At 65.6% G+C, this 19,824-nt stretch carries 14 protein-coding genes; 6 read left to right on the top strand and 8 right to left on the bottom strand.

Annotated features, from left to right (window positions below):
• Positions 1 to 98: 98 nt before the first annotated feature.
• Entirely contained in the window at positions 99 to 1,928 is a 1,830-nt protein-coding gene (typA, locus tag FJ957_RS15410) for a translational GTPase TypA (protein ID WP_140647004.1), read from the top strand.
• Positions 1,929 to 1,977: 49 nt separating this feature from the next.
• On the opposite strand, the gene FJ957_RS15415 is transcribed toward typA, so the two are convergent.
• Positions 1,978 to 2,601 carry a DUF1062 domain-containing protein gene (locus tag FJ957_RS15415; protein WP_140832729.1) on the bottom strand — a complete coding sequence of 208 codons (624 nt, stop codon included), beginning with the start codon at positions 2,599 to 2,601 and terminating at the stop codon, positions 1,978 to 1,980.
• A 441-nt stretch (positions 2,602 to 3,042) separates the two neighbouring features.
• On the opposite strand from FJ957_RS15415, the gene FJ957_RS15420 reads away from it, so the two are divergent.
• Entirely contained in the window at positions 3,043 to 3,657 is a 615-nt protein-coding gene (locus tag FJ957_RS15420) for a LysE family translocator (protein ID WP_140647002.1), read from the top strand.
• Positions 3,658 to 3,720: 63 nt separating this feature from the next.
• On the opposite strand, the gene FJ957_RS15425 is transcribed toward FJ957_RS15420, so the two are convergent.
• Both FJ957_RS15425 and FJ957_RS15430 read right to left on the bottom strand, forming a co-directional pair.
• Complete coding sequence (locus FJ957_RS15425) at positions 3,721 to 4,044, bottom strand: YciI family protein (protein ID WP_140832731.1); 324 nt, start codon at positions 4,042 to 4,044, stop codon at positions 3,721 to 3,723.
• A gap of 166 nt (positions 4,045 to 4,210) precedes the next feature.
• The gene (locus FJ957_RS15430; protein ID WP_140832733.1) at positions 4,211 to 4,774 is read right to left on the bottom strand and encodes a peroxidase-related enzyme; all 564 of its coding nucleotides are present in this window, start codon (positions 4,772 to 4,774) and stop codon (positions 4,211 to 4,213) included.
• 131 nt (positions 4,775 to 4,905) lie between these two features.
• On the opposite strand from FJ957_RS15430, the gene FJ957_RS15435 reads away from it, so the two are divergent.
• Positions 4,906 to 9,675, top strand: a complete 4,770-nt coding sequence (locus FJ957_RS15435; protein WP_140832734.1) for an NAD-glutamate dehydrogenase — start codon at positions 4,906 to 4,908, stop codon at positions 9,673 to 9,675.
• 404 nt (positions 9,676 to 10,079) lie between these two features.
• Complete coding sequence (locus tag FJ957_RS15440) at positions 10,080 to 11,468, top strand: MFS transporter (protein WP_140832737.1); 1,389 nt, start codon at positions 10,080 to 10,082, stop codon at positions 11,466 to 11,468.
• 139 nt (positions 11,469 to 11,607) lie between these two features.
• Here FJ957_RS15440 and purH read toward each other — a convergent pair whose 3' ends face one another.
• The 4 genes from purH to htpX form a co-directional block, all read right to left on the bottom strand.
• Positions 11,608 to 13,224, bottom strand: a complete 1,617-nt coding sequence (gene purH, locus FJ957_RS15445; protein WP_140832739.1) for a bifunctional phosphoribosylaminoimidazolecarboxamide formyltransferase/IMP cyclohydrolase — start codon at positions 13,222 to 13,224, stop codon at positions 11,608 to 11,610.
• Positions 13,225 to 13,338: 114 nt separating this feature from the next.
• Positions 13,339 to 15,063 carry a heparinase II/III family protein gene (locus FJ957_RS15450; RefSeq protein ID WP_140832741.1) on the bottom strand — a complete coding sequence of 575 codons (1,725 nt, stop codon included), beginning with the start codon at positions 15,061 to 15,063 and terminating at the stop codon, positions 13,339 to 13,341.
• Positions 15,064 to 15,209: 146 nt separating this feature from the next.
• Positions 15,210 to 16,592, bottom strand: coding sequence for an RsmB/NOP family class I SAM-dependent RNA methyltransferase (locus FJ957_RS15455; protein WP_246685859.1), 1,383 nt, complete (start codon positions 16,590 to 16,592; stop codon positions 15,210 to 15,212).
• On the bottom strand, positions 16,583 to 17,617 hold the full coding sequence (gene htpX / locus FJ957_RS15460) for a zinc metalloprotease HtpX (RefSeq protein ID WP_140704362.1): 1,035 nt from the start codon (positions 17,615 to 17,617) through the stop codon (positions 16,583 to 16,585). The genes FJ957_RS15455 and htpX overlap by 10 nt, the downstream gene beginning before the upstream one ends.
• Before the next feature lie 167 nt (positions 17,618 to 17,784).
• On the opposite strand from htpX, the gene FJ957_RS15465 reads away from it, so the two are divergent.
• Positions 17,785 to 18,006, top strand: coding sequence for a DUF1674 domain-containing protein (locus tag FJ957_RS15465; RefSeq protein ID WP_140832744.1), 222 nt, complete (start codon positions 17,785 to 17,787; stop codon positions 18,004 to 18,006).
• Here the strand turns inward: FJ957_RS15465 and FJ957_RS15470 are convergent.
• Positions 18,003 to 18,668: an HAD-IA family hydrolase gene (locus FJ957_RS15470; protein WP_140832746.1), complete on the bottom strand. Its 666-nt coding sequence runs from the start codon at positions 18,666 to 18,668 to the stop codon at positions 18,003 to 18,005. The genes FJ957_RS15465 and FJ957_RS15470 overlap by 4 nt on opposite strands.
• Positions 18,669 to 18,934: 266 nt before the next feature.
• On the opposite strand from FJ957_RS15470, the gene FJ957_RS15475 reads away from it, so the two are divergent.
• Positions 18,935 to 19,804, top strand: a complete 870-nt coding sequence (locus FJ957_RS15475) for a transglutaminase family protein (protein ID WP_140832748.1) — start codon at positions 18,935 to 18,937, stop codon at positions 19,802 to 19,804.
• Positions 19,805 to 19,824 lie beyond the last annotated feature (20 nt).

The raw sequence follows: 19,824 nt of genomic DNA on the forward strand, positions 1-19,824 counted from the left end.
TCCCCTTTCGCAATTGCGAAAAACCTTGTATGAGCCGCGCAACCGAAAAAGGCGGCGCTCTTGGGCCTGCTGCCTGCAACGTTCCCGAGACCAGAAAAATGAACCTCCGCAATATCGCGATCATCGCGCACGTCGACCATGGCAAGACCACGCTGGTCGACCAGCTTCTGAAACAGTCCGGCGCCTTCCGCGACAACCAGCGCGTCGCCGAGCGCGCCATGGATTCCAACGACCTCGAAAAGGAACGCGGCATCACGATCCTGGCCAAGGCGACCTCGGTCGACTGGCACGGCACTCGCATCAACATCGTCGACACGCCCGGACACGCCGATTTCGGCGGCGAGGTCGAGCGCATCCTGTCGATGGTGGACTCGGCGATCGTGCTCGTCGACGCCGCCGAAGGCCCGATGCCGCAGACCAAGTTCGTGGTCGGCAAGGCACTCAAGGTCGGCCTGCGTCCCATCGTCGTCATCAACAAGATCGACCGTCCGGACGCCCGCCATATCGAAGTGGTCAACGAGGTGTTCGACCTGTTCGCGGCCCTCGACGCCACCGACGAGCAGCTCGATTTCCCGATCCTCTACGGCTCGGGCCGTGACGGTTGGGTGTCTGAAAATCCCGAGGGCCCGAAGGACCAGGGTCTCGCCCCGCTGTTCGACCTGGTCGTCAAGCATGTGCCGGCACCGACCGTCCATCCCGGTCCGTTCCGCATGATCGGCACCATCCTCGAAGCCAACCCGTTCCTCGGCCGCATCATCACCGGCCGCATCGAGTCGGGCACGCTGAAGGCCAACCAGGCGGTCAAGGTGCTGCACCATGACGGCACGCAGATCGAGACCGGCCGCGTCTCCAAGATACTCGCCTTCCGCGGTCTCGAGCGCCAGCCGATCGACGAAGCCCAGGCGGGCGACATCGTGGCCATCGCCGGCCTGTCGAAGGGCACGGTCGCCGACACTTTCTGCGACCCGGCGGTGAGCGAGCCGCTGCATGCGCAGCCGATCGACCCGCCGACCGTCACCATGTCCTTCCTGGTCAATGACTCGCCGCTCGCCGGCACCGAGGGCGACAAGGTGACCAGCCGAGTCATCCGCGACCGCCTGCTGCGCGAGGCCGAGGGCAATGTCGCGCTCAAGATCGAGGAATCGGCGGAGAAGGACTCCTTCTTCGTCTCCGGCCGCGGCGAATTGCAGCTCGCCGTGCTGATCGAGACGATGCGCCGCGAAGGTTTCGAGCTTGCCGTGTCGCGTCCGCGCGTCGTCATGCAGAAGGGCGACGACGGCCAGCTGCTGGAGCCGGTCGAGGAAGTCGTCATCGACGTCGACGAGGAGCATGCCGGCGTCGTCGTGCAGAAGATGTCGGAACGCAAGGCCGAAATGGTCGAGCTCCGCCCGTCCGGCGGCAACCGCCAGCGCCTTGTCTTCCACGCCCCGACGCGCGGCCTGATCGGCTACCAGTCCGAATTGTTGACCGACACGCGCGGCACCGCCGTGATGAACCGCCTGTTCTTCGCCTATGAGCCTTACAAGGGCGAGCTGCCCGGCCGCACCAACGGCGTCTTGATCTCCAACGAGCAGGGCGAATCGGTCGCCTATGCGATGTGGAACCTCGAAGACCGCGGCCCGATGATCATCGATCCGGGCGTCAAGGTCTACCAGGGCATGATCATCGGCGTCCATTCGCGCGACAACGACCTCGAAGTGAACGTGCTCAAGGGCAAGAAGCTCACCAACATCCGCGCCGCCGGCAAGGACGAGGCGGTGAAGCTGACCCCACCGATCCGCATGACGCTGGAGCGGGCGCTGGCCTGGATCCAGGACGACGAGCTGGTCGAGGTGACGCCGAAGACCATTCGCCTCCGCAAACTCTATCTCGACCCGAACGAGCGGAAGCGTTTCGAAAAGGCCGCCAAGGTGATGGGCGCGGCGTAAGCTTTGCAGACGAAGTTCAAAGAGGGAGCGGAAGCTCCCTCTTTTCGTTTCAGCGGCACGCGGCCGACAGGATAGCGCTGCAATCCGCCTCCTCGGCCAGATCGACGCGCACCGTCAGGCCGTCGCGAACCGGCTTGCGCAAGGCTTTGGCGCCATCCGGTTCGATGGTCAGTCGCCTTCGGTCGTCCAGGGCCTGAAGCCTTGACCGCGAAAGACCGAATTCGCCGGCAAGCAGGCGGTCAAGCCGCAAAGGTGTCGTGCCATCGAGACGAAGTTCGAGCGCGAGCGCGACTGCGCGCCCCGGCTCGCCGTCCAGAAGCTCTTTTCGGACCGTGACGTCGGGAGATTCCTCGATCCGGCCGGCCCGGTCGCGCAGCGCGGCGGCATCGAAAGCATGGCGGCGGACAAACGCCGGATCGTTGCTTTCAAGCGCCGTGAGCAGCGCCGGCTCGATGTCGCGGCGGTTTCGCCGTTCCAAGATGGCGAAATTCCAGGAGTTGTCACAGTCGACGCAGCGATAGATCAGCCAGACGTCAATGCGCTTGCCGTTGGCATTGACGCGGAATTTTTCGCCGCATCGATACGGTTTGACGCCACCGCAGCGGTTGCAGTTGATCAGAGGTCGAGGCGCGGTTACGGGCGCGATCGTCCAGTGGACACGCAAGGTAGACATGCCGGCAGGCCCTTCCCGTCGGGAAGTCCGTCAGGCCGGCAATGTCCGAGATGCCCCTTTTTGTTGAGCATGATCTTTTCCGAAAACCGGTACCACTTTTCGGCATCATGCTCGTGCGGGCACGGCGTGGCGAAGGCTGCGTGCGTTGGAAGTCAGGCGTCGGCGTGGGTCACACGCGGCGGCTCAGCAATGCCAAACCGGTCTCGAACCGCCGCCTGAAGAACACGTGAGACGAAGCAGACGCGCCAATGGCCGCGCCTGCGGTGCATTCAGAGGAGTTGGCGAGACCGGCGGTTACTGAGGCAAAGTGAAGCTCGAAAATGGATATCGGAGTGGGTCTTCTAACCGCATGGCGTCCAGCCGGCAAGCCGACCGACTTTCGCCATCCTGGTGGTTGCGCTAGTCTCGTGGGGTCGAGTTCTTCGCCACAAGAGGTCCGCCATGCATCTCGCCTCGCTGCTGATCTTCGCCGCCGCTTTGTTCGTCGCCGCCGGCTCGCCCGGCCCGTCGATCGCAGCACTCGTGGCGCGCGTGATCTCGAAGGGGTTCCGCGACGTCTTCCCGTTCCTGCTGGCGATGTGGATCGGTGAAGCCGTCTGGCTGTCGCTGGCGGTGTTCGGGCTCGCCGTCGTGGCGCAGACCTTCCACTACGCTTTCGTCGTCGTGAAATGGGTTGGCGTCGCCTATCTCGCCTATCTGGCGTTCAAGATGTGGACGGCGCCGGTCGAGGCGAAGGAAGGCGAGATGCCGCGCGAGGACTCGCCCTTGAAACTGTTCTTTGCCGGCATGGCGGTGACGCTCGGCAACCCGAAGATCATGATGTTCTATCTGGCGCTGCTGCCGACCATCATCGATCTTGCCTCGGTCAGCGTTGTCGGCTGGGTCGAGCTGACGCTGACCATGGCTATCGTGCTGGTGGTCATCGACCTCGCCTGGGTGCTGGCGGCATCGCAGGCGCGCCGGCTCCTGAAGAGCAAGCGCGCCATGAAGATCGCCAACCGCGTCAGCGCCACGACCATGGCGGGCGCGGCCGCGGCAATCGCGGCGCGTTCCTGATGCATGTCGCCCAAAAGTGCACCGCGGTTTTGGGATAACGACATGCATCAAAACGCTTAAGCGCTACATCATCTCGATGATCGGCGCGATCTCGACGCTGAAGGCCGGGTCCATCAGGATCGGGCAGTCCTTGGCCTTGGCGACGGCGTCGTCGATGTCTTTTGCCTCGACAATGGTGTAGCCGGCGGTCGGATTGCTGCCGCCATTGTTCTCGATCTTGCCGCTCGGCAGCACCGTCTTCGACATGCCGACCGGATTGCCGCCGTCGACCACGGCCGAGCCGAGCTTGTCGTACCAGCCGGTCCAGGCATCCATAGCCGCTTTCCGTTCGGCTTCGTCGGTCGGCATCTTGCCGGAGCCGTGATAGACATAGAGAAATTTCGCCATGTTCTCCTCCCTTGTCGGCGGCGTCGAACCGGCATGCGGCCACGCCGCTTGCAATATGCGGCTACGCCGCAGTCGGATGTGCGGCTATGCCGCAATCCTGATCATCGGACCAAATGGCGGGATGGGCAATGAAAAATTCGATATCGCTAATATAAAGCCGCGGCCGCTACCGCGCCATGGCGTGGTATTCGGGGTTGGGCCGCATGTCGACCGCGGCGGCCACCCGGTTCGACATGTTGAAGAAGGCGGCGGTCGAGGCGATGTCCCAGATATCGCGATCGGTGAAGCCGGCCTGGCGCAAGGCGGCGCGGTCGGCCTCGACGATCCTGGCCGGCTCCTCGGTCAGCTTGACCGCGAATTCGAGCATCGCTGTCTGTTTCGGCGACAGCGCGGCGGCGCGGAAATTCATCACCATCATCTCGCCGAGCGCCGGTTCGCCCGACAGCTGGCGCACCGCCGCGCCATGCGCGGTCAGGCAATAGAAGCAGTGGTTGATCGAGGAGACGACCACGGCGATCATCTCGCGCTCCAGCTTCGAAAGGCCGGAATCGCCCAGCATCAGATCGTTGTACATGTCGGTGAAGGCGCGCAGCTTCTTCTCGTCGAAGGCGTAGGCGGTGAGCACGTTGGGTACGAGGCCGAGCTTCTCCCGGCATTTGTCGAAATAGGCTTTCGTCGCCTCGCTGAGTTCCGCCTGGACAAGATCGAGCGCGGTTATTTTGCCGGTCATGGTCATTCTCTCCTCGCGCGGCGACGGGCGTCGGCTCGAATTTTTTAAAGCGTCGTCAAACCTTTGTCGCCAAACCGCAGTCATCTGGCTACCATAGTCGCAAAAGCATGCCACGGGAGGCAATAAGCGTCATGGCCAGCGTGAAATCCAAGCCGAAGAAGAAAGCCGCCGCCGCGAAAGCGGAGGAGAAACCCGCAAGGCTTGCCGACTATCTGCTGGCACGGGCGCCCGCCGAGGACATCGCGGCCTATGACGTGGCCGATCTCGAACGCGCCGGCGAGCTCGCCGCCCAAGCGGTCGCCGGCCACAGGAAAGGCGAAAGCGTCGTCGCCGTCGAAGCCGATTCGGGCGTCGCTTGCGACGGCCGGCCGGTAACGGTCATCACCGTCGTCAACGACAACATGCCGTTCCTGTTCGATTCCATCCTTGGCGAGATCACCGAGATCAGCGGCGAGCCGACGCTGGTCACCCATCCGATCGTCACCGTCCGCCACGGCAAGGATGGCGTGGTCGAGGTGCTTGGCGATGGCGGCAAGGAGGATGACGACAGGCTGAGTGTCGTCCATGTCCACATTCCAAGGCTGAACGCCGAGCAGGCCAAGAGCCTCACCGAGCGGCTGCGCAAGATGCTTTCGCAGGTCCGGGCGGCCGTCGTCGACTGGAAGCGCATGCTCGCCCGCCTCGACCAGGCGATTTCCGAATTCCGCTATTCGGCCGTGCCGCTCGACAAGAAGAGCGTCGCCGAGGCGATCGCCTTCCTAGAATGGCTGCGCGACGACAATTTCACCTTCCTCGGCATGCGCGAGTTCAAATATACCGGCGGCGAGGAAAGCGGCTCGCTGGAGCGCGCCGAGAAGCCGGGCCTCGGCATCCTTTCGGATCCCGATGTGCTGGTGTTGAGGCGCGGCACGGAGGCGGTGACGACGACGCCGGAGATCCGCGCCTTCCTGCACGGGCCGGAGCCGCTGATCGTCACCAAGGCCAACGCCAAGTCGTCGGTGCATCGCCGCATCTATCTCGATTACATCGGCATCAAGACCTACACGGCGAAAGGCGCGCTTGCGGGCGAGCTGCGCATCGTCGGCCTGTTCACCTCGACCGCCTACACGCGCTCGGTGATGAAGATCCCCTATCTGCGCTCCAAGGCCGAGACCGTGATCTCGAAATCCGGTTTCGATCCGCACGATCATTCCGGCAAGGCGCTGATCAACATCCTGGAAAGCTATCCGCGCGACGAGCTGTTCCAGGTTCCCATTCCCATCCTGCGCAAGCACGCGGTCGCCATACTCGGGCTGATCGAGCGGCCGCGCGTGCGGGCGCTGGTGCGCGTCGACCAGTTCGACCGCTTCGTCTCGATCATCGTTTTCGTGCCGCGCGACCGCTACGACAGCGTCGTGCGCGAGAAGGTCGGCACCTATCTCAAGACCGCGTTCGAAGGCCGGTTGTCGGCCTATTACCCGGCCTTCCCGGAAGGCGGGCTGGCGCGCGTGCATTTCATCATCGGCCGTTCCGGCGGCAAGACGCCGAAGGTCGAGCAGTCGACGATCGAGGCGGCGATCCGCGACATCGTGCGCACCTGGGAGGACGCGCTCTCCGAAGCCGCGGAAGCGGCCGGCAGCGATCCGGCGCTGAAGGCGATCGCGGCGCGGTTCCCCGAAAGCTATCGCGACTCCTTCTCGGCCGCCGTGGCGTTGGCCGATGCCGGGCGCATCGCGAAAATCAACGCCGTCAATCCGATCGCCATCGACTATTACCGCCATGCCGACCAGAAGCCGCAACAGGCGGCTTTGAAAATCTATCATTTCGGCAGTCCAGTGGCGCTGTCGCAGCGCGTGCCGGTGCTGGAAAACATCGGCTTCCGCGTCATCAGCGAGCGCACCTTCGAGGTCGGCGACGATCCGGCCGACCGGGTGTTCATCCACGACATGGAGCTGGAGAACAGCTACGGCGCGCGAATAGACCTCGCCGATGGCGGCGCGCTGTTCGAGGACGCGTTCCTGTCGGTCTGGCGCGGCGATGTCGACAATGACGGCTATAACGGCCTGGCCCAGACCGCCGGCCTGTGGTCGGGCGAGATCACCATATTGCGCGCCTATGGCCGCTATCTGCAGCAGGCCGGTATTCCGCAGAGCCAGGATTTCATCGCCGCCGCGCTCAACCGCTATCCGGAGATCGCGCGCGGCCTGCACGCGCTGTTCGTCGCCCGGCTCGGCCCGACGGCGGAGGGCGATGGCGCGGTCGCCGCCAAGCACCTCAAGGCCAAGATCAAGGACGCGCTGGAGGAGGTGCCCAATATCGATGACGACACCATCATCCGCCGCTATCTGAACCTCATCGAAGCCTCGCTGCGCACCAACCATTTCGTATCCGATACAAAAGCGAAGGGACAATCGCTGGCGATCAAGCTGGACTCGCAAGCGGTCGAGGGCCTGCCGGCGCCGCGGCCATGGCGCGAAATCTTCGTCTATGGCTCGGAGGTGGAAGGCGTGCATCTGCGCTTCGGCCCGGTGGCGCGGGGCGGCCTGCGCTGGTCGGACCGCGCCCAGGACTATCGCACCGAGGTGCTGGGCCTGGTGAAGGCGCAGCAGGTGAAGAACGCGGTCATCGTGCCGGTCGGCGCCAAGGGCGGCTTCTACCCGAAGAAGCTGCCGATGAGCGCCGGGCGCGACGCCATCTTCGAAGCCGGCACCTCGGCCTACAAGAATTTCGTCTCCAGCCTGCTCTCGATCACCGACAATATCGGCGTCGACGGCGTCATCCCGCCGGCCGGCGTGGTGCGGCGCGATCCTGACGATCCCTATTTCGTCGTCGCCGCCGACAAGGGCACCGCGACCTTCTCCGATACCGCCAACGCCATTTCCGAAAAACACCACTTCTGGCTGGACGACGCTTTCGCCAGCGGCGGTTCGGCCGGCTACGACCACAAGAAGATGGGCATCACCGCCAAGGGCGCCTGGGAAGCGGTGAAGCGGCATTTCCGCGAGATCAACCGGGACATCCAGACCTCGCCCTTCACCGTGGTGGGCGTCGGCGACATGTCGGGCGACGTGTTCGGCAACGGCATGCTCTTGTCGCCGCAGACCAGGCTGATCGCAGCCTTCGACCATCGCGACATCTTCATCGACCCCGATCCGGACATGGCCGCATCGATGGCCGAGCGGGTGCGCATGTTCGCGCTGCCGCGCTCGTCCTGGCAGGACTACGACAAGTCGAAGCTGTCGGAAGGCGGCGTCATCGTCTCGCGCAACCAGAAATCGATCACGCTGCCGCCGGCGGCCGCCGCCGCCGTCGGCCTCGCCAAGACGACGGCGACGCCGGTCGAGATCATGAACGCCATCCTCAAGGCGCCGGTCGACCTTTTGTGGTTCGGCGGCATCGGCACTTATGTGCGGGCTTCGGGCGAGAGCAACCAGGATGTCGGCGACCGGGCAAACGACGCCGTCCGCGTCACCGCGCTCGATGTCCGGGCGAAAGTCATCGGCGAGGGCGCCAATCTCGGCGTCACGCAGCGGGCGCGCATCGAGTTCGGCCTGAATGGCGGCCGCTGCAATTCGGACGCCATCGACAATTCGGGCGGCGTCAACTGCTCCGACGTCGAGGTCAACATCAAGATCGCGCTGGCTTCCGCCATGCGCAAGGGCTCGCTGATGCGGCCGGCGCGCAACAAGCTGCTCGCCGAGATGACCGACGAGGTGGGCGCGCTGGTGCTCTCCAACAACTACCAGCAGACGCTGGCGCTCTCGCTGGCGCGCAAGCGCGGCCTTGCCGACATCGCGCACCAGGCCCGTTTCATGACGGCGCTGGAATCGCGCGGCCTGCTCGACCGCGCGGTCGAGACGCTGCCTTCGCAGGCGGCGCTTGCCGAACGCGAGGCGCGCGGTGAGCCGCTGACCAGGGCCGAGCTCGGCGTGCTGCTCGCCTATGCCAAGATCGTGCTGTTCTCCGACATCGTCGCCAGCGACGTGCCGGACGAGGAACATTTCGACCGCGACCTGATGGGCTATTTCCCGGAACGCATGGCGAGGAAATTCGCCGGCGAGATCCGCGACCACCGGCTGCGGCGCGAGATCATCGCGCGCGTCGTCGCCAACGATCTAGTCAATCGCGGCGGTCCGACCTTCGTCAACCGGCTGCAGGAAGCGACCGGCCGCACAGCGGCCGATGTCGTGCGCACCTTCGCCGTGGTCCGCGACGGCTTCGCGCTGCCGGCGCTCTACAAGGAGATCGACGCGCTCGACAACCAGATCGACGGCCAGATCCAGCTCGATCTCTACCAGGCGGTCAGCCGGCTCATCTTCGTGACCAGCGGCTGGTCGCTGAAGAACGAAGCGGGTTCCGCGCCGCTTGGCCAGCGCATCGCCGAATTGCAGGATGCGCGAAAGGCGCTGGAGCCGAAACTGGCGTCGCTGCTGCCGGCCTTCTCGCGCGAGCGCGTCGAGGAGCGGCGGCACGGCCTGTTCAAGGGCGGCGCGCCGGAGAAGCTCGCCGGGCAGCTCGCTCTGGCCGAGGTGGCCGAGCTGATTCCGGATGTCGCGCTCACCGCGCGCACGGCCAATGCGGACATCGTCAATGCGGCCAAGGCGTTCTTCGCCGTCAGCGATGCCTTCCGCATCCCGCGCGTCGAGGAGGCCGCGCGCTCGATCATGCCGCCCGACTATTACGACCAGTTGGCGCTGTCGCGCGCGACCGATACGATCGGCGTGGCGCGGCGCGGCATCGCGGTGGCGGCGCTCACCGCGCACGGCACGGCGGCGGATCCGGTCGGGGCATGGCTCGAGGCCGGCGGCGAACGCGTCGCGCGCATCCGCGAGCGGCTGCAGGCGCTGACCGAAGGCGGCGACATCACCGTGTCGCGGCTCTCGGTGGCGTCGGGGCTGATGAGCGACCTGACGGGGATGTGAAGTTCCTCATCCTGCCAAAGCGGCTGGTCTTTGGCGATAGCGCGCATGGCAGCTTGGCGCTTGCGTTATCCTATGCTGCGCTGGTCGACCCCCCTCCGTCTCGGCTTCGCCGAGCCACCTCTCCCCCGATCGACGGGGTAGAGGAAAGGCGCCAAGCTTTTTGCCGTCAATGCTCGTCCAGCAACGCTCCCTTCCCTCCGGAGGGGGAAGGTGGTGCTGCACAGCAGCGACGGACTGGGGGAACCACGTGGCAATCAAGCCTCGGCCTGATCGGTCACGCCAGAAGATGCGTGCATCGCGTAGCCGCCTTGGTGGGGCGAGGAATGGCGGCGCTTGTTCATTTGCATCGCTGCCTGAAAACATGCAGACATGGCTCCCGACGCGGGCGGGTCGAGGGAATCAGCATGGCGGCAGTAGAGACAGTGCAGCGGGCATCGGGGCGCGGCATCTGGGGCTGGATGTTCTTCGACTGGGCGGCGCAGCCTTTCTTCACCGTCGTCACCACCTTCATCTTCGGGCCCTATTTCGTCTCGCGCATGGCCAGTGATCCCACAGCCGGGCAGGCCGCCTGGGGGTATGGTATCGCCGCCGCGGGCCTGGTCATCGCGGTGCTGTCCCCGGTGCTCGGCTCGATCGCAGACCAGACCGGGCCGCGCAAGCCGTGGATCGCCTTCTTCGCGACGATCAAGATCGTCAGCCTCACGCTTTTGTGGTTCGCGGCGCCGGGCTCGAACCTTTTCCTGGTCGTGCTCTTGTTTTCGCTGGCTTCGGTGGCGGCCGAATTCTCCACCGTGTTCAACGATTCCATGATGCCGCGGCTGGTGCCGAAGCAAGAGATCGGCCGGATATCCAACATGGCCTGGGGGCTCGGCTATCTCGGCGGCATGATCGCGCTGATCTTCGTGGTGCTGTTCCTAGCGGGCAATCTCGAAACCGGCAAGACGCTCATCGGCCTCGATCCATTGTTCGGACTCGATCCGAAACTCGGGGAGGACGCGCGCTTCACCGGGCCGATGTCCGCCGGCTGGTATTTCCTGTTCATCCTGCCGATGTTCTTCTTCACGCCGGACGCCGCCAAGGGAATCCCGATCGGCCCGGCGGTGCGCGAGGGCCTGTCCGAGTTGAAGTCTACTCTGGTGGAAGTGCGCCAGCGCAGCGGCATCCTGCGCTTCCTGCTGGCGCGCATGATCTATCAGGACGGCGTCAATGCGCTGCTGGCGCTCGGCGGCACCTTCGCGGCCGGCATGTTCCGCTGGTCGATCACCGAGATCGGCCTGTTCGGCATCATCCTCAATGTCGTCGCCATCTTCGGCTGCTGGATCGCGGCGCGGCTCGATACCGCGCTCGGCTCGAAGCACGTGGTGATGATCGCGCTGGTGATGCTCTCGGTCGCCACGATCGGCGTCGTCTCGACCGGTCCGGGCTTCACGCTGCTCGGCCTGATCCCGCTGTCGACCGCCGATTCGGGCGGCCTGTTCGGCACCGCGGCCGAAAAGGCCTATAGCCTTTATGGGCTGCTGATCGGGCTCGCTTTCGGCCCGGTGCAGGCATCGTCGCGTTCCTACATGGCGCGCAGCGTGACTGCCGCCGAGTCGGGCCGCTATTTCGGCATCTATGCGCTGGCGGGACGCGCGACCAGCTTCCTGGCGCCGTTCATGGTGGCGACCATCACCACCGTGAGCGATTCACCACGCCTCGGCATGGCGGCGATCATCCTGTTTCTCGGCATCGGCATGGCGATCCTGGCGGACACACCCTATCCGGCGGACAGGCCGAAAGAGATGCTTCGATAATTCTACTCCGCTGGCCGCTTGCCGCGGTTTTCTGCGCTTCCGGTGCTCACGGACCTGAATGTCCGCTCCGCTCCGGTTCTCGAAAACCGCACCAATCGACTCAGCGGAGCGAATTCTTGAAGCATCTCCGCGCCGAGCCTCAATGCCTGAAATGCCTTACGCCCGTGAACACCATGGCGATGCCGTGCTCGTCGGCGGCGGCGATGACGTCCTCGTCGCGCATCGAGCCGCCGGGCTGGATGACGGCCGTGGCGCCGGCCTCGATCGCCGAAAGAAGGCCGTCGGCGAAGGGGAAGAAGGCGTCGGAGGCAACGACGGAGCCCTTGGTCAGCGGTTCGGCGAGGCCGGCGGCTTCCGCCGCGTCCAGCGCCTTGCGGGCGGCGATGCGCGAGGAATCGACGCGGCTCATCTGGCCGGCACCGATGCCGACCGTGGCGCCATCCTTCGCATAAACGATGGCGTTGGACTTGACGTGCTTGGCGACGCGGAAGGCGAATTTGAGGTCCGCCAGTTCGGCCGGCGTCGGGGCGCGCTTCGTCACCACCTTCAGTTCGAGATCGTCGACCACGGCGTTGTCGCGGCTTTGCACCAGCAGCCCGCCGGCGACCGACTTCGCTGTTGTGCCGGCGGCGCGCGGATCGGGCAGGCCGCCGGTGACCAGCAGGCGCAGGTTCTTCTTCGCGGCGACGATCGCGGCTGCCTCATCGGTCGCGTTGGGCGCGATGATGACCTCGGTGAAGGTTTTCACGATCTCCCGCGCCGCCTCGGCGTCGAGGATGCGGTTCATGGCGACGATGCCGCCAAAGGCCGAGACCGGATCGCAGGCCAGCGCCTTGGCGTATGCCGCCTTCAACGTCTCACCCTCGGCGACTCCGCAAGGGTTGGCGTGCTTGATGATGGCGATCGCCGCCGAGCGGGCGGGATCGAACTCGCCGACCAGCTCGAAAGCCGCGTCGGTGTCGTTGATGTTGTTGTAGGAGAGCTGCTTGCCCTGCAACTGCCTGGCGGTGGCGACGCCCGGCCGCTCGTCGCCCGACAGGTAGAAACCGGCGCCCTGGTGCGGGTTCTCGCCATAGCGCATGACCTGGTCGAGACGGCCGCCGAAGGCGCGCCAGGCCGGGTGCTCGATCTGCAGCGCCTCGGCGAACCAGCCGGAGATCGCGGCGTCATAAGTGGCGGTGCGGGCAAAGGCCTTGGCCGCCAGCATCTTGCGGAAGTCGAGCGACAGCGAGCCGAGGTTCATCTCCAGCGCGTTGACGACGGACGCATAGTCGGCCGGATCGGTGACGATGGCGACATAGGCGTGGTTCTTGGCCGCGGCGCGGATCATCGCCGGTCCGCCGATGTCGATGTTCTCGACGGTCGAGGCATAGCCGGCGCCGGAGCGGCGGACCTCTTCAAACGGGTAGAGGTTCGAGACGACAAGGTCGATCGGCTCGATGCGATGGTCGCGCATGGCCTTGGCATGCTCGGCATCGTCGCGGATGCCGAGCAGCGCGCCATGCACCGACGGATGCAAGGTCTTCACCCGGCCGTCCATGATCTCGGGAAAGCCGGTGAGCTCGGAAACGTCGCGCACAGCCAGGCCCGTCTCGGCGATGGCCTTCGCCGTGCCGCCCGTCGAAACCAGCTCGACGCCGGCGGCGGCGAGCGCCCTGGCAAAGTCGATGAGCCCGGTCTTGTCGAAGACGGAAAGCAGCGCCCGGCGCACCGGAACAAGGTCGGGCGCCGGAATGTTTTTTGTGGGCACGGCCATGGACAGGCGGCCTTTCGGAGCTGTTGGAAGGGGACGTTGGCCGGCCCTAGCATATGAGCCCCGGAAATCAAGTGGGTCTGGCATCAGGCGCGCAGCCCGTTCTGCCGGCCAGGCTCAGTTATTTTCCGGATGGCCGGCGACGCCGGTGCGGGTCAGCTGCCAGTGGACCTCGGCAATCTCCGAGGCCTTGAAGGCAAGCACGATCTGCCGGCTGCGGCGCGGGCCGCTCAGTCCGGCGAAGTAGATCGATTCCTCGACCTCCGGCGCCACTTCGGCGCAGGTGAAAACCCAGGTGTCGCCCTGCGCGGCGGCGAGCGTCAGGCGGTCGTGGTCGTCCTGCAGCAGGCTGATGTCGGGGTGGACGTGGAAGCGCACCGTGACGAAGTCGCGGCCGTTGTTGCGGATCGCGGCATTGCCCGGGCGCAGGAAACGGTCGCGGCCGGCAAGCACGTTGCCGTTCGTGGTCAGCTTCAGCTCGCGCTCATGCAGGAAACCGAATTGCTGGGCATAGCCGTCGTGGCGGGCGACGAAGCCGTGCACGCCCTTCTGGTCGAGGCGCTTGCAGGGCACGTGCTGCGGGCCGCCGATCAGCGGCGAGCCCAGCAGGTCGCTGACGCGCAGCGAATGGCTGAAGCGCGCCGACGAGGTGTCGTTGAGCGTGGCGGTCGAATGCGCGGCGGTGGCGCGCGCCAGCGGCCGGAATTCCGGGGCGCCGTAGGTGTCGATGCCGGCATTGACGATGAAGTGCTGGCGCCCGGAGGAGAGTTCGAAGGCAAGGCAGCCGGCGTGCGCGGCGTTGGAGACGTCGACCGGCGGCGGCAGGCCGGTGTCGGCGATCACCGTCACGCCGCCCATCGACAGGCGCTCGTAGCCGGAGTGCGGCGCGTGCAGCAGCGGCGCGCCCACCGTGTCGTCATGGCGCAGGATGGTGGCGATGCGGTCGTGGATGGTGGCGCCCATGCCGTTGAAGCGGGCGAGGCTGCCGTCCTGGTGACGAAAGAAACGCAGCGCCGGCAACATGCGGTCGATGGCGCCGATCAAGGCCGACGGCGGTGCCTCGGCCTGGTTGGCATAGGTCTGGCGCAACGGTAGAAGATCGGCCAGCAGCTCCAGCACCGCCATCGGCTTGCGCGAAATATGGCCGCCATCGGGCAGGATCTGATGTTCCAGCTCCTCGGCCAGGTTGCGTGTCGCGGCGCGCAGCGCCGAGGCCGGCGCCGGCAAGGACAGCGCGGCGAAGGCAAGGGCGATGCGGGCGCGCAGCCTGGCCTCGCCATCCGGCATCTCGCGCGCCATCGAGCGGAGATAGCGGATCTGCACGGCGAGCGATTTCAGGAAGGCGCGATAGAAGGGGAATTCGGCGCCTTGCAGCACCACCGAGGAATGCTGCAGCCAGGCGATCACCCGTTTGGCCGTCGTGCCCGGCTCCCAGGCGATGCCGGAGATCTGATTGCCGTGCATGGCGATCCAGTCGGTGACGAGCGCCCTGGCGTTGGCGGCGGCAAGCTCGGTGCCGGTGGCGCGCATGTGGCGCAGCCAGCGGAAGCCATGCAGCGATTTCTGCCAGCCGCGATTGGGCACGTCGAGCTGGAAGGGCGATGTGCCGCCGGTCTCGACCAGATGGCCGGACAGCGGGTAGCGGCCGTAATAGATCTCCAGCGCGATCTGCGGATCGGCGAGCCGCAGATCCGGCGGCGCGATCAGGACACGTTCGGGCGTGCGGCCGGAATAGCGCCAGCGATAGACCGGGCCGGCGCGGAGGCGCCGGCGCGTTTTGCGCCAGAACTCCCTCGCGACAAGCGTCCATAGACGCGTCGTGCTGCCGGCAACAAGTGCCAATAGCCCTCCTGATGTCCCCATAACCCGAGCACAAGCTTATGCGATTCAAGAACTTATGCGAAGGCGGATTTCGCCGAAGTGAACGAATTCACGCGGCCGCGGCCGGTCTTCCCTAAAAAAGTCAGCAAGTTTTATGAGATAACGTTTCAATCGGTCCGTCTCATCCGCGCGGCAAAGAAGCCATCCAAGCCCGAAATCCCGGGTGATTCCAGCGCGAGGTCGGCCGGCGTGGTGCGCAGCGTGCCCTCCGGCGTCAGGAATGGGTCGATATCGGCAATTTCGCCAGGCCGGATCGGATCGGCGTCCACGCCGGGGTTCCCGGCGTGGAAATCGCGATAGAGTTCCTCGCCCTCGATCGGGTCGAGCGAGCAGTTGGAAAAGACGATGCGGCCGCCGGGCCTGACGAGACCGACGGCATGGGCAAGCAGCCGGCGCTGGAGATCGGCGAGCTTTTCGACATCCGCCATGGTCTTGGTCCAGGGCACGTCGGGATGGCGGCGCACCGTGCCGGTCGACGAGCAGGGTGCGTCGAGCAGCACGGCGTCGAACAATTGCGCCGGCCGGTAATCCAGGAGGTCGGTCTGCACGAGTTCGGCGGTCAGGCCGAGGCGCTCGAGATTCTGACTGAGCCGCGCCAGCCGGCTCTTCGAGGTGTCGACCGCGGTCACCTCGGCGCCGGCCAGGATAAGCTGCGCCGTCTTGCCGCCGGGCGCTGCGCACAGGTCGGCGACGCGCTGTCCGCGGATGTCGCCGAACAGGCGCGCCGGCAGGCTTGCCGCGGTATCCTGAACCCACCAGGCACCGTCGGCGAAACCGGGCAGGTCGATGACATTGGCGGAGAGCTTTTCGACACGCACCGTGCCGGTCGGCAGCACGATGCCGCCCAGGCGCTCGGCCCAGACCGCCGGATCGGCCTTGACCGTGAAATCGACCGGCGCCTCATGACGATGCGCGGCAAGAATGGCGCGCGCCCTGTCGGCTCCGTAGGCGGCGGTCAGCCGCTGCGAAAACCATTGCGGCGCCTCGCTGGTGGCGACAAGCGCCGGGGCAAGTTCGGCCTCCTTGGCGCGCGCCAGCGAACGCAGCACGCCGTTGACGAGGCCGGAGAAGCGCAGTGTTCGCGGATCGGACTTGGCGTGGGTCACGGCAAGGTCGACGGCGGCGCTGTCGGGAACATCGAGGAACAGGATCTGCGCGGCGGCGACGTTGAGGATATGCGAGAGCGCGGTGGCATTGACCGGCAGCGGCTTTTCCAGGCGCCTGGCCAGCAGCCCGGCAATGGTCATGCGATAGCGCAGCGCCGTGACCAGGATGGCGCGCACCAGCGCCCGGTCGCGGCCGTCCAGCGCCCTGTATTGCGGGTGGCCGTGCTCGTTGTCGGTCAGGCCATCGAGCGGCGTATGCGCGTCGATGACGGCGGCAAGCAGGCGCGCGGCCGCCTTGCGCGCCACAAGGCCGGCGACGTTCTCGTCGCCATCCTTGTGTTGCGGATTGCCTGGCTGTCCGCGCCTTGGCGGCGTCACGACCAGGGACCCTTCGGCCGGACATTGCGCGGTCCGGTCGGGTTGCGCCCCCAGGGATTGGGCTTTGGCGGCGCCGGCCCAGCCTCTGAGGCCGCGTCTGCCGGCTTGCCCCATGGCCCCGCTGATGGCTCCTCGGGCTGGATGGGCGGCGCGGAAGCCTCGCGCCGATTGGCCGGCGCGGCCTCGCCCATCGCGCGCGCCATCTCCTGCAAGGCGGCGATGCGGTTCTCCGTGTTCGGATGGGTCGAAAACAGATTGTCCATGCGCTCGCCGTGAAGCGGGTTGATGATGAAAAGATGCGCCATAGCCGGGTTGCGCTCGGCGTCCGGATTGGGAATCTGTTCGGCGCCGCGCGCGATCTTGTTGAGCGCCGAAGCAAGCCATAGCGGGTGACCGCAGATCTCGGCGCCGCGCCGGTCGGCTTCGTATTCGCGCGTGCGGCTCACCGCCATCTGCACGATCATCGCGGCGAAGGGCGCGACGATCATCGCCACAAGCACGCCGACGAAGCCGAACGGATTGTTGTTTTCCCGGCTGCCGCCGAGGAAGAAGGCGAAATTGCCGAGCATCGAAATGGCGCCGGCAAGCGTGGCTACGATCGTCATGGTCAGCGTGTCGCGATGCTGCACATGCGCAAGCTCATGCGCCATCACCGCCGCGACCTCTTCATGGGAGAGGCGCTGGAGCAGGCCCGTGGACGCCGCCACCGCGGCATTCTCCGGGTTACGGCCAGTGGCGAAGGCGTTGGGCTGCGGGTTGTCGATCAGATAGGTCTTCGGCATTGGCAGGCCGGCCTGCTTGGCCAGCGCCTGCACGATCGCGTAATATTCGGGCGCGCTCTTCTCGTCGACCTCGACGGCGCGGTTCATCGACAGCACCATCTTGTCGGCGTTCCAATAGCTGAACAGATTGGTGCCGGCGGCGATCAGAAGCGCGATGACCATGCCGCCCGGGCCGCCGATCAGATAGCCGACGCCCATGAACAGCGCCGTCATCGCGGCAAGAAGCATGGTGGTGCGAAGCGTGTTCATCGTTTCATCCGTCTGACGTGGTGGCGGAGGGAGCCAGAGCATCGGACCGAAAAGTGGAATCCGGTTTTCGGAATATTCCGATGCTCATTAATGGGGGTCGATCCTTCTGTCGTCATGGCTATATGATGGGAGAGGCCGGGCTTCGTTTCAATCGGCGGGAGTATCGCATGACCGAAGAGCCAAGCAAAACCGAAGCGGTTGCAACGACCGAAGAGCTGCAAAAGACGCTGGCGCCCGAAGCGCAGCGGGCGCTAGCAGAGGCCGAAGCGCGTCGTCAAAAGTATCGAGTGGCGGAAGCGCAGTTGCCGAAGGAGATCGGCGGCCGCGGCGGCAAGGAACCTGGCCGCTACGGCGACTGGGAGGTCAAGGGTCTCACCAGCGACTTTTAAGCAACGGCCCGCTCGGGCGCGAGGGCGATCCAGCCCTTATCGTCCGTCGCAATGGCGATTTCGTCATAGGAACGGATTGTCGGGTGCGGCGTGACGAGCGGGTGGACATGGGTGGTGCTGATCACCATCACCGAGGCGCCGGAAGCCTCGCCCGCCGCTATGCCCGCCGGCGCGTCCTCGAAGACCAGGCAGTCGCGCGCCTCGATGCCAAGACGCCTTGCCGCCAGAAGGAAGCAGTCCGGCGCCGGCTTGCCATGGGTGACGTCTTCCGCGGTCACCATCATGGCGGGAACCGGGATGCCGGCCGCCTTGATGCGCAGCAGCGCCAGCTCGCGCGGCGCCGAGGTGACGATCGCCCAGCGCTCTGGCGGCAGCGATTGCAAAAACGCAACGGCGCCGGGGATCGGGACGATGCCTTCGAGGTCATCCGCCTCGGCCTTGAGCAGCAAATCCGCCTCCGCCAGCGGATCGACACCCGGAAGCCTCAGCGCGGCGATCGTCTCGCGCGCGCGCCTGCCATGGATCGTGGGCAGGAAAGCCGCCACGTCGAGGCCATGCCTGTTTGCCCATGCCGTCCACACCCGTTCCGCCGCGGCGATCGAGTTGAGCACCGTGCCGTCCATGTCGAATAGGAAGGCGGCGAATTTTGAGCCTGCAAACATCGGATGTCCTGGAGAATCGTTTTGGGGGAGGGCGAAACGCAAAGCGCAGTTTAGCCCGGGCAGGACCGCCTGAGAAGAGAACAGGTCAGCGTTGATGGAACGCTGACCTGTTCTCACTTCTTGTTTCTACGCAATTGCGGATCGAAACCGCTGCGCACTTTTCCTGAATTGCTCCAGACGCCGCCATTTCGACTCTGCGCCGGAACCGGCTCCGGCTCGCGGCGTTGAACAGGCAGTCTTTCCAAAATCACGAAGGGGGGCATGCGATGCTGATCCGGCTCGGCTATGAAATCGCCATCGAATGCGCGGCGGTGACGCCGATCATCTCGCTTCTCGACATCCATGCCGAACGGCATGCCGACATCAAGCGACAGACGCGGGTTCTGACCTCGCCCTCGGTGCCGACCCGGACCTATCGCGACCGCCACGGCAATATCTGCCGTCGCTTCACGGCACCCGCCGGAAGCTTCCGCATCCTCTACGATGCGGCGATCGAGGACAGCGGCGAGACCGACGAAGTCAATACGTTGGCGCGCGAAACGCCGGTCGCGGAACTGCCCGACGACGTGCTGGTCTATCTGCTCGGCAGCCGCTACTGCGAGACCGACCACCTCAGCGACATCGCCTGGCAGCTTTTCGGCCATTTGCCGCCTGGCTGGGCGCGGGTGCAGGCGATCGTCGATTATGTCAACAGCAGGCTTTCCTTCGGCTACGGCTATGCGCGCGCCACGCGCACGGCGGCCCAGGCGCATGAGGAGCGCGTCGGCGTGTGCCGCGACTTCGCGCATCTGGCGATCGCGCTTTGCCGATGCATCAACATTCCGGCCCGCTACGTGAACGGCTATCTCGGCGACATCGGCGTGCCGGCCGATCCGGCACCGATGGACTTCTCGGCCTGGATGGAAGTTTTCCTCGACGGCAAATGGTACACGTTCGATCCGCGCCACAACTGCCCGCGCATCGGCCGCGTCGTCATTGCGCGCGGCCGCGACGCCACCGACGTGCCGCTGCTGCACAGTTTCGGTCCGCACCAGCTCAGCCTGTTCAAGGTCTGGACCTACGAGCAGGAAGGCAACCGCTTCAATCCTCCGCGTCATGGCATCGATCGGACGGTCAGCGCGCAGATGCTCCTTTGATGCCGGCCTGACCTGGTTTT

This window comes from Mesorhizobium sp. B2-4-6 (assembly GCF_006442775.1).
Taxonomy (GTDB): domain Bacteria; phylum Pseudomonadota; class Alphaproteobacteria; order Rhizobiales; family Rhizobiaceae; genus Mesorhizobium.